This window comes from Weissella sp. ESL1177, from assembly GCF_058107185.1.
The window spans coordinates 1,310,280-1,326,397 of the sequence record NZ_CM176591.1 but is presented as its reverse complement, the minus strand read 5'-3'; the positions used below and the strand labels follow the sequence as shown (position 1 = coordinate 1,326,397).

Below are 16,118 nucleotides of genomic sequence, written 5' to 3'. Positions count from 1 at the left end.
TGAAACATTAAATGCATTTTTATGAAAAGTCTATAAAGTACAATAGTGCTTGTAGTAAAGATAAAGAAAACCTTAAGAAAAGTTCTCGTGGGCTATTTCTTAACATAATATAGGACAACAAATTTTTAGTTTTAAGGGGTACTTAATATGCACGCATCTGTAAAAAATACGCTATTAGCAACTGCCGGAGCAGCGGCTGCCTTGGCAGGTAGTTCAGTTGTCGCTTCAGCTGATTCTATCACTGTTAAATCTGGGGATACACTTTATGCATTAGCAGCTGCACACCACGTTACTGTTGATGATTTAGTATCAGCAAACAAAATTGCAAATGCAAATTTGATTCTTGTTGGTCAAAAGGTTGAAATACCTGGATCAGCTGCACCAAAGTCTGCAGCACAATCAGTTGCTTCTTCAGCTGCAACGAAGCATGTTGCTAGTGGGGCTACTTACACAGTTAAAGCTGGTGATTCATTGTGGGCAATTGCTAACGCTAATGGTATGACTTTGTCTGAATTGTTGTCAGTAAATGATGATCTTTCAGCTTCATCAATTATCTATGTTGGTGATACAATTAATCTTTCAGCTTCTGCACATCAAGTTGCTACTAGTGCAGCACCTGCATCGCAAGCTGCTAGTTCAGCCGCACCACAATCAGTTGCTACAACATCAACAGCAAATGTATCAGCAGCGAATGCGTCGGCTGCTGCCGCAAGTTCAGCCGCAGCACAATCAGCTGCAACATCAGCAGCAAACGCTTCATTAGCTGCTAGCCAAGCTGCCGCAAGTTCAGCTGCTGTTCAAGCCGCTGCAACGTCAACAGCAAATGCATCAGCAGCGAATGCGTCAGCCGCCGCAGCAAGTTCAGCCGCAGCGCAATCAGCTGCAACGTCAGCAGCAAATGCCTCATTAGCTGCTAGCCAAGCAGCTGCAAGTTCAGCTGCAGCACAAGCCGCCGCAACGTCAGCAGCAAATGCCTCATTAGCTGCTAGTCAAGCTGCTGCTAGCTCAGCTGCAGCACAAGCCGCTGCAACGTCAGCAGCAAACGCATCGGCTGCCGCAGCAAGTTCAGCCGCAGCACGACCACAAAACGTGTCAACGACATCTACAGCTTCTGCTGCCGCTACAACAACATCTACATCTGCTACGACGACAACATCAACAACGACTAATCATGTTTCATCAAACACGACTGGAAACACATACCCATATGGACAATGCACTTGGTATGTTAAGGGTGATTTGAGTTGGGTAGGTAATTACTGGGGTAATGCCTCATCATGGCCAGCATCAGCAACTGCTGCAGGTCATACTGTAAATTCAACTGCATCAGTTGGTTCTGTTGCGTACTTTGCACCTGGTGTTGGTGGTGCAAGTAGTTATGGACACGTAGCGGTCGTTGACTCTGTTAACTCAGACGGTACGATTACTATTTCTGAAGCTAACTATGCAGGTAAGCTATATAACGAACGTACAATTTCTACTGCTGGTGTTCAGTTTATTCACCAATAAAAAGCTATTATTAAAAAGACTCGTCCGCGAGTCTTTTTTTATACATTCAAGTAGAGGTAATGATAATGCCATTTAGAATAGAACCTGGACGTGTTGTTCACGTGAATGATTATGATGAAGCGGACGCTGAAATTATGTTTGAACCGCCAATTGCTGAAAAACCTGTGACGATTACTGCTTCAAATTTTGCTCGTAAAACAACGGGTGCTCGCATTCAGAGAACAATGATGAAAATGATTATGGAAAGCATATGCGAACCGTTATTAACGGTATTAAATGATGTACTTGATGTACCTTATCAGAAAGAAGGGCAAAATATTGATACTGGTTTTGATACTGGTGGATTAATTCAATATATGTATAATCGCATCGAAGGTGTTGGCTTTCCGCATGAGGTGAGCGAACAAATGCAAGCAGTGACACAATTTACGGTTTCTGAAGCGATGCCCGGAGATTTATTAGCTTGGGGTAGTCGTGTATTACCAACAACTGCAGGTATCTATATTGGTGGTGGTAAATTTGTTACGGTTGATTCTTTTTCCGAAAAAGTTAGTATCAAATCAATTTCGAATAAATGGTTACCAGATTTTGTCGGGGCACTTCGATAGTTTATAACCCATGGATATTTGAGATTCGGTTATAATGATACCAGGAGGTTTGATATGGAATTTATGTATGAACCTGGTCGTTTGTTTCACGAAACAAACGGTATTGTAGATGCAGAAATATTATTTCCAGCAATTCTTGGTGGCAAAGTTTGGTCGATTGATCATACCTATGTTGATCCGGAGTTGCGTGGTCAAGGAATTGCAGCACAGTTACTAGCAGAAGTCGTTGCACAAGCAGAGAAAGCACAAGTGCAACTAAAACCAGTATGTACTTACGCACGGCAAGCCTTTTTTAGACATCCAGAATATCAGAAAATCGCCTATAAAGGTTAAGTTTGTTTGAAAGCATGCGTGAATTTGACGTGTGCTTTTTTATTTTTCATGAAATTAAGTTATACTTATCTTTGATAATTTATTTGAAAGGAATAGTTATGAAACGAGGATTTGCTGTTGTTAAGAAATACGCAAACGCTAATTTAAATTTGCCAGTGCGCGCGACAGAACAAGCTGCTGGTTATGATTTTCAAGCAGCGGAGGATTTTACATTGCCTTCTATTTGGCGATTACCATTTTTGAAAATTTTATGGCAGATAAGGCATAATGAAACTCTAACATCAGAAAGTTATGAACAAGCATCTCGTACGATTAAACCACTGTTAGTGCCTACTGGTATAAAAGCTTACATGGGTGAGAATGAATATTTAATGATTGCTAATCGTTCTTCAAATCCTTTAAAGCGCGGGTTAATTTTGCCAAATGGTGTTGGTATCATTGATGCGGATTATGTTGATAATCCTAAAAATGAAGGTGAAATTTTTATTCAGATGATTAACTGGAGTGTGCGTGATGTCACGATTAAAAAAGGTGAACGAATTGGTCAAGGAATCTTCATGCCGTTTTTAACCACTGATAATGATCAATTACAAACCAAAAAGACGCGTCAAGGCGGTTTTGGTAGCTCAGGTGTAAAATAAAAAAGGGGGAAATATGGCAAAAACAAAAACGCAATTCGTTTGTTCAAATTGTGGTTTTGTCTCACAACGATATATGGGGCGCTGTGCAAACTGTGGTGCATGGGGAACATTTGTTGAAGAAGTCATGCAACCAGAAAAGGTTGACCGAAAGTCGCGGGTTAATTTAGCAGGTCAAGTTGCTAAAGTCGAACGATTGGATGATGTTAATATTGAAGAAACACCTCGTATTAAGACAGCGAACGCAGAGTTTAATCGCGTCCTTGGTGGTGGTATTGTACCAGGGTCAATGGTTTTGATTGGTGGTGATCCAGGAATAGGTAAGTCGACATTATTGCTACAAGTATCCGGTCAACTTGCCAATACTGGTCAAAAAATATTATATGTTGCTGGTGAAGAAAGTGCGTCACAAATTAAATTACGTGCGGAACGTTTGGGTGTCCGTGGCGATTCTGATTTTTTACTTTTTCCAGAAACAGATATGAAACAGATTAGACAAGCAATTGATGAAACCAAACCTGACTTTGTTGTGATTGATTCTATTCAAACAATGCAAGAACCTGATATTAGCTCGTCAGTTGGCTCTGTGTCCCAAATTCGTGAAACAACGGCCGAATTACTACAAATTGCTAAAACGAATAATATTACAATTTTCATTGTCGGTCATGTGACAAAAGAAGGTGCGATTGCAGGACCAAAAATATTAGAACATATGGTTGATACGGTGCTTTATTTTGAAGGTGATAATCAACGAAGTTTCCGATTGCTGCGTGCTGTTAAAAATAGGTTTGGTTCAACAAATGAATTAGGTGTGTTTGATATGCAAAACGGTGGGTTAATGGAAGTTGCAAACCCATCAGATTTGTTTTTGGAAGAGCGTTTGGCAAATGCTAGTGGGTCTGCTGTCGTTGTCGCAATGGAAGGTACTCGACCAATTCTGGTAGAAGTACAAGCTTTGGTTACGCCAACTGTATTCGGTAATGCACAACGCACAGCAGCAGGTATTGATCGCAACCGTGTATCGTTATTGATGGCTGTTTTAGAAAAAAGGGCAAATCTTTTGTTACAAAATCAAGATGCGTATGTTCGAGCTGCTGGTGGTGTTAAACTAGACGAACCAGCTATTGATTTAGCTGTCGCAATGGCGATTGCTTCAAGTTATAACGATGTTGAAACACAACCAACGGATGCGTTTGTTGGTGAAATTGGTTTAACAGGGGAAATCCGGCGGGTGCCAAATATTGTTGAACGTGTCACTGAAGCCAAGAAACTTGGTTTTAAACGTATTTTTGTACCAAAACACGTGACTGATCAATTGAACGGGATTAGTGACATTCAAATCATTGGGACAAAAACGTTATCAGAAGCATTACAAATTGCATTGGGATAATGCAGAAAGGAGAAATTAGTATGTTACGAAAGCGAATTATTCAGGGAATTTTTGTATTAGCTGGTGGCGCAATTGCTTTGACTTTATTACCAGTCATTTGGGATATTTTTAATCTATCTAAACATATCTGGATTAATAACGGTATTGTCAATTTTATTTTAGGTGCTATTATTTTTTATTTATTAAGTTTGTTGTTGTGGCGCCCAGTTGATCAAACGATACATCGTATTGAAAACTATCTAAATAAGCAATCACCACTATTACTGCTTATTGGATCATTAACAACTTTAATTGGTTTAGTGATTGCTGTCGTAATCACGGTACCTTTGCAACACATGAATAATTTCTTCCTAAGTGGGGTAGTACCAGTTATTGTGATGGCATTATTGGGTTATTTAGGATTTCGTTTAGGAACGACACGTATTGATGAATGGCGTAAGTTGATACCAACATTAACAAGCCGTACTAAAAAAGTACGACCTCAGCACGATGTTGGACAAGGCGATGTTTTAACTGAAGCAGAAACGAACTATCATCACTATAAAATTTTGGATACCAATATTTTAATCGATGGTCGTATTATTGACCTAGTGAAAACGGGATTCATTGAAGGTACTTTGCTAGTTCCTAACTTTGTGTTATATGAGTTGCAGTACATCGCTGATGCTGGTGAATCGCTAAAACGCGTGCGTGGTCGTCGTGGGTTAGACGTCTTAAATGAGTTGCGTGAAAGTGATTATGTTCCTTTGGAAATGTGGGAAGGTGATTACGAAGACATTACTGAAGTTGATGAGAAATTAATTCGATTAGCAGAGGAAGTAAATGGTTGCCTTGTAACAAACGATTATAATTTGAATAAAGTGACAAAGTTTCAAAATGTTCAGGTATTAAATATCAATGAACTGGCAGGTGCATTAAGACCACGGGTTGCAGTTGGTGATCATCTAACGGTATTACTAGTTAAAAATGGTACTGAACGACAACAAGCAGTTGGTTATTTGGATGATGGCACGATGGTTGTTGCCGAAGAGGGACGTAGTCATTTACAAGAGACGGTGACAGTAGAGGTAACTTCTGCATTGCAAACAGATGCCGGTCGCATGATTTTTGGAAACGTTGTTGACAATTAGGCTGTATTTTAAGAAATTAAGCACTTATTCAAGGGAATACATTGAAACGCACTGCAAAGCGCGGTATATTAGTAAACGGTATATTATTTAGAATTATAAAATAAAGAGGAGTGTCGATTAGCATGGCTGAGACTACCGAAAAGAAAGTTCGTGTGCGTTATGCACCATCACCAACAGGACATTTACATATAGGTAATGCCCGAACAGCATTATTTAACTGGTTATTTGCACGTCATCATAAAGGTGAATTTATTATCCGTATTGAGGATACTGACCAGACGCGTAATATTGCTGATGGTGAAAAGTCACAGTTGGATAATCTCGCTTGGCTTGGTCTGGATTGGGATGAATCACCAGCTAATCCAGGTAAGTATGGTCCTTATCGTCAATCTGAACGCCTATCAATTTATAAGCCATTGATTCAAGATTTACTAGATCGTGGTTTAGCTTATCGTTCTTTTAAAACATCAGAGGAGCTAGCCGCCGAACGTGAAGCACAGGTTGCTGCTAAACAAGCACCACATTACGTTTATGAATATGCAGGTATGTCTAATGATGAAATTGCAGCCTTTCAAGCAGATGCTTTAGCAAAAGGGTTGCCATACGTGGTTCGTTTCCGCGTACCTGAGAATAAAGATTATGCTTGGGATGATATTGTTAAGGGACACATTGAAATCAATTCATCGACAGTTGGTGGTGATTGGGTCATTCAAAAGGCCGATGGCATGCCAACTTACAATTTTGCTGTTGTTGTTGATGATCATAAGATGGAAATTTCTCACGTGTTACGTGGGGATGATCATGTGTCAAATACACCAAAGCAATTAATGATTTATGAGGCATTTGGTTGGGAAGCACCAATTTTTGGTCATATGACACTAATTATTAATGCTGATACTGGTAAAAAATTATCAAAACGTGATGAAACGGTATTGCAATTTATTGAACAATATCGTTCACTAGGCTATTTGCCAGAAGCTTTGTTAAATTTCATTGTTTTGCTAGGCTGGTCACCAGTTGGTGAAAAAGAAATCTTTAATAAGAAACAATTAGTTAAGATATTCGATGAAAATCGTTTGTCAAAATCACCTGCGAAGTTTGATAATAAGAAGCTTGAGTGGGTAAATAATCAATGGATTAAGACCGCTGATCAAAATATGGTGTTTGATAAATTGATTGAACAATTGGTTTATTCAAAGGTTGTTGATCCGACTGAATTAACAGCTGAAAAGATGCAATGGTTACGTTCAGTGATGAACGTATACATGGACGGTGTTTCATATACTGCACAAATTGTGCCATTGATCAAGCCTGTTTTCTTTGAGATGCCAGCTGCTGCTGATATCCCAGATTCAGCAAAAGAATGGATGAATGCAGATAATGTGCCTGCAATGTTGACGTTATTTGCAGATAAAATTGAAAAAATGCCAATCTTTACTGCCGCAGCTGTATTACGCGCTGTTCGTGAAATTCAATCAGAGATGGCTGTGAAGGGTCGTGCCCTTTGGAATCCATTACGTATTGCAACAACTCGTGAAGAACAAGGTCCTAATTTAGGTGAATTACTTGAATTATTAGGACGTGAGCAAACGCTTGCTAATATTCGTGAATTTCTATAATTAAAAACGAGAGATGATTTGATTACGGTTAGTAATTAGACCATCTCTCACTTTTTATATAGAAATCGTGTTACTATGACGTGCATTATGTTAGAATGTTAGTTAGTATAATTAGCTAGAAGTAGCTAATAATGACCGATGAGAGGGAAGATATAAATGGCTAATCCATTACGTAAAATTATTGAGAGTGATAAAGGGAAATTGCGTCGCTTAGGTCGCTTAGCTGACAAAGTAGAAGCATATGCCGACGATATGGCAGCCTTATCGGACGAGGAATTACAAGCAAAAACACCCTATTTTCGAGAATTATTGAAAAAGGGGAAAACGCTAGATGATATCTTACCAGAAGCATTTGCAGTGGTGCGTGAAGGTGCAAAACGCGTGTTAGGTTTATATCCATTCCGTGTGCAAATAATGGGATCTGCCGTTTTGCATGGTGGTAACATTGCCGAAATGAAAACTGGAGAAGGTAAAACATTAACTGCAACGATGGCAGTTTATTTAAATGCGCTACCACAAAAGGGTGTTCATGTTGTGACAGTGAACGAATATTTGTCACAACGAGATGGTGAGGAAATGGGCCAATTGTATAAATGGCTGGGTCTAACTGTTGGTATTAATTTAACGGAGATGTCACCAGACGAAAAGCGCCAAGCTTACTTGTGTGATATTACGTATACGACTAATTCTGAAATTGGTTTTGATTACTTACGTGATAATATGGTCGCTCGTAAAGAAGATCGTGTACAACGTGGTTTGAACTTTGCATTGGTTGATGAGACAGACTCCATTCTAATTGATGAGGCGCGCACCCCATTGATTATTTCTGGGGCACCTGCTCAAACAAGTACACAACTGTATATTCGTGCTGATCGTTTTGCAAAGTCATTAACAGAAGATGAAGATTTTAAGGTTGATCATGAATCTAAATCAGTTTTGTTAAATGATGAAGGAATTGCAAAGGGTGAAAAATACTTTAATTTGGATAATCTCTATGGTCCAGGTAATGTTGCATTGACACACCATATTGATCAAGCATTACGTGCGAACTACACGATGTTTAATAACAAAGATTATGTTGTTCGTGACGGTGAAGTTGTGTTAGTTGATGCTTTTTCTGGCCGTATTCAAGAAGGTCGGCGTTTCTCTGATGGGTTACATCAAGCTTTAGAGGCCAAAGAACAAGTTCAAATTCAAGAAGACAACCGTGCGATGGCATCGATTACTTATCAAAACTTATTCCGTCAGTACAATAAGCTGTCTGGTATGACTGGTACAGCAAAAACTGAAGCAGATGAATTCCGTGAGATTTATAACATGGAAATTACAACAATTCCAACAAATAAGCCCATTCAACGAGTGGATGAACCAGATTTGTTGTATCCTAATTTACGATCTAAGTTTAATGCGGTGCTACAATTGGTTACCCAATTACATAAAAAGGGACAGCCTATTTTAATTGGTACAGTTGCGGTTGAGACATCTGAGCTTATTTCAAAAATGTTAACCAAGGCAGGTATTCCCCACAACGTTTTGAATGCGAAAAACCATGCACGTGAAGCTGAAATTATCGCTAATGCGGGGCAACGTGGTGCTGTTACGATTGCTACTAATATGGCTGGTCGTGGTACTGATATTAAGTTAGGACCGGGTGTTGCTGATATGGGTGGCTTAGCAGTTATTGGTACTGAGCGTCATGAGTCACGTCGAATTGATAACCAATTGCGTGGTCGTTCTGGACGTCAAGGAGATAAAGGTTATTCACAGTTCTTCTTATCATTAGAAGATGATTTGATGATTCGTTTCGGTGGTGAGCGCATTAAAACATTGATGGAAAGTATGAACATGGGTGATGAAGATGCGGTTATCCGTAATCGCTTGATTACACGCTCTGTTGAATCAGCCCAAAAACGTGTCGAAGGAAATAACTACGACTCACGTAAGCATGTTTTGCAATATGATGATGTGATGTCACAACAGCGTAATACCTTCTATGATAATCGTAACCAGGTTATTGATGAGGAACATTCCTTACGAGATGTTTTGCTACCAATGGTTGAGCGGACAATTCACCGTGTGGTCAAAAATCAAACGGAAGGTAAGCCAAAAGAATGGCGCCTTGACGCGATTGTTGACTTTGCGCAATCAACGATTGTACCGGTTGATTCGATAACAGTTGCAGACTTAACAGATAAAAATGCGCAAGAGATTGAAAATGAGCTTTATCGTCGTGCGAAAATGATGTATGAAGAAAAACGGCATGCCTTAGGGGATGACGAAGAACGCTTATTGCAATTTACACGAGTAGTTATTTTACGAGTCGTTGATGCGCAATGGACTGACCATATGGAAGCAATGAATCAGTTACGTGATGCGATTCAATTACGTGGTTATGGTCAATTGAATCCATTAATTGAGTATCAAAATGAGGGGTTCCGTATGTTTGATGAAATGATTGCGGGTGTTGAATATGATGTGACCCGTCTCTTCATGAAGTCAGAAATCCGGCAAAATGTGCGTTAAAAACAATTATTAAACAAGTACTGTTGAGGTTGGGATGTAAAGATATATCTCAACCTCATTTTTAAATCAGGTAGGGAGGAAATCATGGAGTTAGCTGAAGCACGTCATAAATTAACTGATATGTCAGCGGAAATAAAAAAATTTGGTGAATCACTAGATTTAGAGGCATTGAATGATGAAATAGCTGCTAATGAAGCAAAAATGGTCGAACCAGATTTTTGGCAAGATAATGTTGCGGCGCAAAAAGTCATTGATGATAATAATGTCTTAAAAGGTCGTCGTGACGACTATTTAAAATTGACAGATGGTGTTGAAAATGTGGCAACAGCGATTGATTTGTTAAGTGAAGTAGACGATGAAGAAATGAATGCTGAAATGACAGCAGATTTAGAACAATTAAGTGAAAATCTATCAGCCTATCGTTTAACTCAATTACTAAACGAACCTTATGATAAAAATAATGCTATTTTGGAAATTCATCCAGGCTCAGGGGGGACAGAATCGGCAGATTGGGGGGCTAATTTACAACGCATGTATACACGTTGGGCTGAGCAACATGGCTTTAAAGTAGATGTTATGGATTATCATCCAGGTGATGTTGCGGGTATTGATTCAGCAACATTAATGATTACAGGTCATAATGCCTATGGTTACTTACGTTCTGAACGTGGTGTACACCGCTTTGTACGTATTTCACCGTTTGATTCGGCCGGCCGTCGTCACACGTCATTTGTGTCTATTGATGTGATGCCAGAATTGGATGATTCAGTAGATATTGATATTAATCCAGCTGACGTGAAGATGGATGTATATCGTGCATCAGGGGCTGGTGGACAGCATATTAATAAGACATCTTCAGCTGTACGTTTAACGCATATACCAACTGGTATTGTTGTTGCTTCACAGCAACAACGTTCACAATTCCAAAATAAAGATACCGCATATGCAATGTTACGAGCAAAATTATATCAATTAGAGATGGATAAAAAAGAGCAAGAACGAGCAGCAATTGCAGGTGATCATCTTGAAAATGGTTGGGGCTCACAAATTCGTTCATACGTTTTTCAACCATATCGTATGGTCAAAGATCATCGTGATGGCTTTGAATCAGGTAATCCACAAGCAGTCATGGATGGTGATTTAGATCCTTTCATTAATGCCTATTTGCGTTGGCGTTTGTCAGAACAAAATCCAGAATAAAAAAGGTGTGATAGTAACCTTTCAGTCTTTTGAAATACGTTTAAGGGCCGTGAATCTAACCATTTTAACTTGGTAGATTCACGGCCCTTAAACACATATAATAGTTTTTGTCTAACGCCTTGTTGCAAAAGCAAGTAGTTTAAATTTCTAGTCAGTTTTCATCCTATTTGCGAACTAATTCAGCATAAGCGTCTTCATCTAAGACCAAATCAATTTCACCAATATATTCACGTGGGTCTGCTTTAATAAATGTATGCTTAAAGACATATAGACCATCATCAGTTGATTGTGATGCAATTCCCCCCATATCATATAAATCAACACCTTCGTCTAATGCCCACTGAATCATGGCTGTTTGGACAGCATAAGGTGCATAATAAGTTGGCCCGTCATTTGAGCCAGCATACATATACCAAATTTTACGACCATACTTAAAACCAATACCCGTAGAAAGGAGATGGTCTTCACGTTCAGCGATGTAGACCCGCATAATACCATTATCACCAAAAGCATCACGCATCCGTTCAAAATAATCTTTTGGACGATAAGTAATACCATGGCGATTGGCCATATTAACGTAAGTTTCATAAAAAGCATCAATTGCGGCTGAATCGCTACCATAACGGACAGTGACACCATCACGCATTGGCCGCTTTAGCTTTGACTTGGTTTTAGAAGGGTATAAATCAAAAGTTTCTTTAGCATCGGGCTTAGTGGTTAAGTCTAATACCATGTTAAGCCGTGGTTGGATAGTCGCATGCATGCCTTCGTCAGCCACATTACGATTACGTGTTTCAAAACCATGTGCTTGTAGGGCGCTATTTAATTCATCAGAATAAGGTACTTCAGGATCCATTCTGATGACATAAGCGTCATCGTCTGCTAATGCACGTTTTGCTTCAATCATGAGTTGCTCTAGTAATGAGAAATCAGTAATATCCATGACTGGTCCCTTTGAAGCATAGGCAAATTTCTTACCTAATTTTGTTTGTGTTAGTAGCATTGAAATAGCAGCAATAATATTGTCATCATCATCAGTGACATAGGCGTACCGAGGTTCCCAATTATTTTTAATTTTTGCCCAACCCAAATCTTGCCCAACTTGGCCATAAGGTGACTGTTGGACAAACTCTTCATATTTATTGACAGCAGCCGTGTCACTTAAATCTAAAACTGGCATGTTATCCTTCTTTCTTTAGCAAATAGCAAATTTAAGTCTTATTACGAATTATAACATAAGCAATATAATTGTTTTTAGCGTATAATAAACTTTATGGAAACTATTAAATCAGTAAAAAATAATCGTGTGAAAACATGGCAAAAATTACAAACCAAAAAAGGTCGACAGGCAAGTCAAACATATTTGTTAGACGGTTGGCATTTAGTACAAGAAGCAATCCAACACAACGGTAAGCTACATGCAATTATTGGAACGCGTGAACAGCTAGATGAGCATCAGGAGGAATTACCTTTAGGTGTCCCCGTTTTCGAAATTACAACTGACATTGCAAAAAAGTTGTCAGATTTAACAACACCGCAAGGTATTTTTGCAGAAGTGTCATTGCCGACAACAACGCGTGAACCACAATTTATTCATGATGGTGCTTGGTTATTCTTGGATGCGATTCAAGATCCTGGTAATGTTGGTACAATGGTTCGTACAGCTGATGCAGCAGGTTTTACTGGCGTTGTATTTGGTCATGGGTCGGTTGATCCATATTCACCAAAGGCTTTGCGTGCGATGCAAGGTTCACAATTTCACTTAATGACAACTACCGGTGATTTGGCCGATTGGACGGCTTCTTTCACGCAAAATGGCATGAATGTTTATGGCACACAATTAGATCCACAGGCAGCAGAGGTTTTCACTATCCCAGCGCAAACGCAATTTGCCTTAATTATGGGAAATGAAGGTCAGGGGATGCAACCGGAACTGGCAGCAATGACCACTAAAAATCTCTATATTCCAATTACGGGACAAGCAGAATCCTTAAATGTTGCAGTTGCGGCAGGTATTGCGATGTTTGCATTAAAGGCTCGTTAAAGATTTTTAAAGTAATCTAAGATTGTGCGAGGGGGAAGAACAATGCTAGATTGGCAAAAAGATAAAGTATATAGTGATATTGTGAAAGACTTATTGGCTCATCCACAAGTACAAGAGATGGTAAATTATACACAACATCATCATTCTGATAGATTAACACATTGCATTACAGTTTCTTATGTTAGTTATCGCTTAGCGTTACGTTTTGGTTTGAATGCCACTGCGGTTGCTCGTGCAGGTGTATTGCATGATTTGTTTTTCTATGATTGGCGCGAAACCAAGTTTGAATTAGGCTCACATGCTTTTATCCATCCACGTGTTGCTTTGCGTAATGCAGAAAAAATAACCCATCTTTCTCCTATGGAAAAAGATATTATTTTAAAACATATGTGGGGTGCGACTAGTGAGTTACCACATTATCGTGAAAGTTTATTAGTCGATTTGGTTGATGATTATTTGGCAGTTGCTGAATTTTTCTCACCAGCTTCAGCTCGTATGAAACGACTATTTCATACAAATTAATAAAAATAGGAAACGAATTGAAATCGAAAGCTTCAATTCGTTTTTTTGTCACATTATATTACATAATAATTTAATTAAATAAAAATGAAAAAAGTAATTGTTTATAATGCTTTTTTGTTGAAAATACGTCACACAAAAAAATTAGATAATTTTCTGATAATTAAAATACAATATTAGTGCTTGTGTAATTGTATGCAATGTTGTATCCTCCCCTATGTTGAATTTTATATATTTTTTTATTGTGGAGGAAAGAAAAATGTCGATTTTAATCGCTTTAGTGCCTGCTCTGGCCTGGGGGTCAGTCGGTATTGTCACGACTAAAGCTGGTGGAACCGCTGCCCAGGGAATTATGGGAATGACAATTGGTGCGCTAATTTTAGGATTTGGTACACTATTTGCATTTGTTATTCCAAGTGCCGGGGCCGACTATGCTTTTAATGCAAGAATTTGGATTGTTGGTTTCCTATCGGGATTAGTTTGGGCTATTGGTCAAGTTGGTCAATTAATTGGCTTTAAGAAGTTAGGCGTATCAATTGGTAATCCATTGTCAACTTCTGGTCAAATTATTGGTAATGCTTTGATGGCTGCTGCCGTTCTAGGGGAATGGCATACTGGCCGGATGTGGTTCTTTGGGATCTTGTCAATTGCATTGGTAACAGTGGGTGCTTTATTTACAACAGTCAGTGATAAAAATGCGCCAAAAGATCTGAATCCAGAACGTGATTTTAAGGGTGGTATAACAGCAGTCATTATATCAACACTTGGATTCATGGCCTATTTTGTTATTCCTAACTTGTTGAACAAGTGGGGTTACATTTCAAATGCCATTCATAATCAAAACAATGGTTTGGATTATATGACTGCCATTGTGGCACCACAGTCACTTGGACAAATTTTAGGTGCAATCCTAATTGTCATCTTTTTCTTTAAAGAGACTGATGATATGTTTAAGTCAGGTACGTGGCGTCAAGTGATTACTGGTTTGGTTTGGGCACTAGGAAATGTGTTCATGTTTATCTCAACGGGTAATCCTCATGTTGGTCAAGCAACGGCAACAACGTTGTCACAAACTGGTATTATCGTCGGAACGTTTGGTGCCATCTTTATTTTGAAAGAGAAAAAAACAAAACGTCAAATGGGCTTCATCCTTGTGGGTGCCATTATGGTTGTTATTGGAGCTATCTTAATTTCTAAGTTAGCAGAGTTATAATATAAAACAAAATAAATAAGCGTGAGACAAAGGATTGAAACCTGTTGTCTCACGCTTATTTATTTTGTCTTAAATCAAGCAGAAATTTTACGACCATGAATAAAATAGTAAAGCACAATACCAATGAGAGCAATCACGGCCATTATCAAGAACAGATTTTGATAACCAAGCATTGGTTGAATAAAACCAATGATAGAAGGACCAAAACCTAGTGAAAATTCGTAACAAATGAAATAAGTAGCGGTTGTTTGGGTTAAACGATTAGCGGGTACCATTTGGGTTGTTGTTGACTGAACAGCTGATTGAAAATTTCCAAAACCTAAACCGATTAAAACAGCAGCCAATAACATCATCCAACCATTAGTCATTTTGCCTAAAACAAATAGTCCAATGGCTAAAATAATTAAGGCTGGATAAATGACGAAATTTTCATTTTTATGATCCATTAGTCGACCAACGACTGGTCGTGAAATAAGAATGGCAAAAGCATAAACTAGGAAGAAATATGAGGCAAATGTAACCAAATGGAGATCACTAGCATAGAAGTCTAATTCAGATTGTAAGGCAGCGTAGCCAAATGTGACAAATCCCAGTGTTAGTGAAATTCCTAGGACCTTTGGTTCAATTAATGTCCGTAAACTAAAATTCGTTTTTACTGGTGCAGACTTAATGATAACTTTGTTGGCATCAATTAGGAATGAAGCAATTAATGCGATAAGACCAGTGAAAAATTCTAGCCAAAATAAGATGGTATACGAATAATGTTGTTCAATTAATAAAGCAAAAAATGGGCCAAAAGCAGTACCAAGAATAGTTGCTAGTGAAAAGTAAGCTATGCCTTCAGCGCGTCGTTCATGAGGAATAACATTAACAACGGCAGTATTGGTAACTGTACCAGTTAAACCCACGGCTAATCCTTGAATAAAACGAATTAATAGTAGATAAAGTATACCACCATGATATTGGTAAGCTAATAAGATGGGAACCAAAATAACCATACTAATAATGGTCAGTTTTTTTGCACTGAACCTGGCAGTCATCACACCAGCGCTAAAACGAGCAATCATTGTACCAATAATCGTCATACCAGTGATGAGACCAGCCATTGTTGTACTAACATGATATGTATGTACTGCATACGGACCAATAATGACAAAGAGACTATAAAAAGTCATCATACTTAAAATTTGAATAATGAATAATTGAATAAAAGTAGCATTAAAAATGCTAGGGGAATCTTGATTTGACGTCATACGACACCTGTCTTTCTAAAAAAATAACCTAAATAAGTATACACCGCTTGTCAAATTATTCTTTGCGAGTGCAGAAAATAAGGATATAATGTTAGTTATGAAATTTAAAAGTTATTTCGTGCATTTTTTGTAAGTAAAG

General features: G+C 38.5%; 14 protein-coding genes. 12 read left to right on the top strand and 2 right to left on the bottom strand.

Translation table 11 applies throughout. From position 1 onward, the window contains the following. Positions 1 to 147 precede the first annotated feature (147 nt). The 9 genes from AC3B5D_RS06430 to prfB all read left to right on the top strand — a co-directional run bounded on the left by AC3B5D_RS06430 (position 148) and on the right by prfB (position 10,950). Positions 148 to 1,509, top strand: a complete 1,362-nt coding sequence (locus AC3B5D_RS06430) for a LysM peptidoglycan-binding domain-containing protein (RefSeq protein WP_489840843.1) — start codon at positions 148 to 150, stop codon at positions 1,507 to 1,509. A 65-nt stretch (positions 1,510 to 1,574) separates the two neighbouring features. Next, positions 1,575 to 2,117, top strand: a complete 543-nt coding sequence (locus AC3B5D_RS06425; RefSeq protein ID WP_489840844.1) for an NlpC/P60 family protein — start codon at positions 1,575 to 1,577, stop codon at positions 2,115 to 2,117. Positions 2,118 to 2,171: 54 nt separating this feature from the next. Beyond that, positions 2,172 to 2,450 carry a GNAT family N-acetyltransferase gene (locus AC3B5D_RS06420; protein ID WP_489840845.1) on the top strand — a complete coding sequence of 93 codons (279 nt, stop codon included), beginning with the start codon at positions 2,172 to 2,174 and terminating at the stop codon, positions 2,448 to 2,450. Between the two features lie 98 nt (positions 2,451 to 2,548). Next, positions 2,549 to 3,091: a dCTP deaminase/dUTPase family protein gene (locus tag AC3B5D_RS06415; protein WP_489840846.1), complete on the top strand. Its 543-nt coding sequence runs from the start codon at positions 2,549 to 2,551 to the stop codon at positions 3,089 to 3,091. Positions 3,092 to 3,104: 13 nt separating this feature from the next. Beyond that, a complete protein-coding gene (gene radA / locus AC3B5D_RS06410) occupies positions 3,105 to 4,478 on the top strand; it encodes a DNA repair protein RadA (protein ID WP_489840847.1) in 1,374 nt (457 codons plus the stop codon). A gap of 20 nt (positions 4,479 to 4,498) precedes the next feature. Continuing rightward, entirely contained in the window at positions 4,499 to 5,608 is a 1,110-nt protein-coding gene (locus AC3B5D_RS06405) for a PIN/TRAM domain-containing protein (protein ID WP_489840848.1), read from the top strand. Between the two features lie 122 nt (positions 5,609 to 5,730). Next, complete coding sequence (gene gltX / locus AC3B5D_RS06400; protein WP_489840849.1) at positions 5,731 to 7,227, top strand: glutamate--tRNA ligase; 1,497 nt, start codon at positions 5,731 to 5,733, stop codon at positions 7,225 to 7,227. 156 nt (positions 7,228 to 7,383) lie between these two features. Further along, positions 7,384 to 9,750: a preprotein translocase subunit SecA gene (gene secA / locus AC3B5D_RS06395; protein WP_489840850.1), complete on the top strand. Its 2,367-nt coding sequence runs from the start codon at positions 7,384 to 7,386 to the stop codon at positions 9,748 to 9,750. Positions 9,751 to 9,834: 84 nt separating this feature from the next. Continuing rightward, positions 9,835 to 10,950, top strand: coding sequence for a peptide chain release factor 2 (prfB, locus tag AC3B5D_RS06390; protein ID WP_489840851.1), 1,116 nt, complete (start codon positions 9,835 to 9,837; stop codon positions 10,948 to 10,950). Between the two features lie 163 nt (positions 10,951 to 11,113). Here prfB and femX read toward each other — a convergent pair whose 3' ends face one another. Then, a complete protein-coding gene (gene femX, locus AC3B5D_RS06385) occupies positions 11,114 to 12,130 on the bottom strand; it encodes a UDP-N-acetylmuramoylpentapeptide-lysine N(6)-alanyltransferase (RefSeq protein WP_489840852.1) in 1,017 nt (338 codons plus the stop codon). A gap of 93 nt (positions 12,131 to 12,223) precedes the next feature. Between femX and AC3B5D_RS06380 the strand changes: the two genes are divergently transcribed. The 3 genes from AC3B5D_RS06380 (at position 12,224) to AC3B5D_RS06370 (ending at position 14,726) form a co-directional block, all read left to right on the top strand. Further along, positions 12,224 to 12,994: a TrmH family RNA methyltransferase gene (locus tag AC3B5D_RS06380; protein WP_489840853.1), complete on the top strand. Its 771-nt coding sequence runs from the start codon at positions 12,224 to 12,226 to the stop codon at positions 12,992 to 12,994. 42 nt (positions 12,995 to 13,036) lie between these two features. Beyond that, positions 13,037 to 13,516 (top strand): HD domain-containing protein, encoded by a 480-nt coding sequence (locus tag AC3B5D_RS06375; protein ID WP_489840854.1) that lies wholly within the window; start codon positions 13,037 to 13,039, stop codon positions 13,514 to 13,516. 256 nt (positions 13,517 to 13,772) lie between these two features. Beyond that, positions 13,773 to 14,726, top strand: coding sequence for a GRP family sugar transporter (locus AC3B5D_RS06370; protein ID WP_489840855.1), 954 nt, complete (start codon positions 13,773 to 13,775; stop codon positions 14,724 to 14,726). A gap of 74 nt (positions 14,727 to 14,800) precedes the next feature. Here the strand turns inward: AC3B5D_RS06370 and AC3B5D_RS06365 are convergent, their stop codons facing one another. Further along, positions 14,801 to 15,979: an MFS transporter gene (locus AC3B5D_RS06365; protein WP_489840856.1), complete on the bottom strand. Its 1,179-nt coding sequence runs from the start codon at positions 15,977 to 15,979 to the stop codon at positions 14,801 to 14,803. Positions 15,980 to 16,118: the final 139 nt, after the last annotated feature.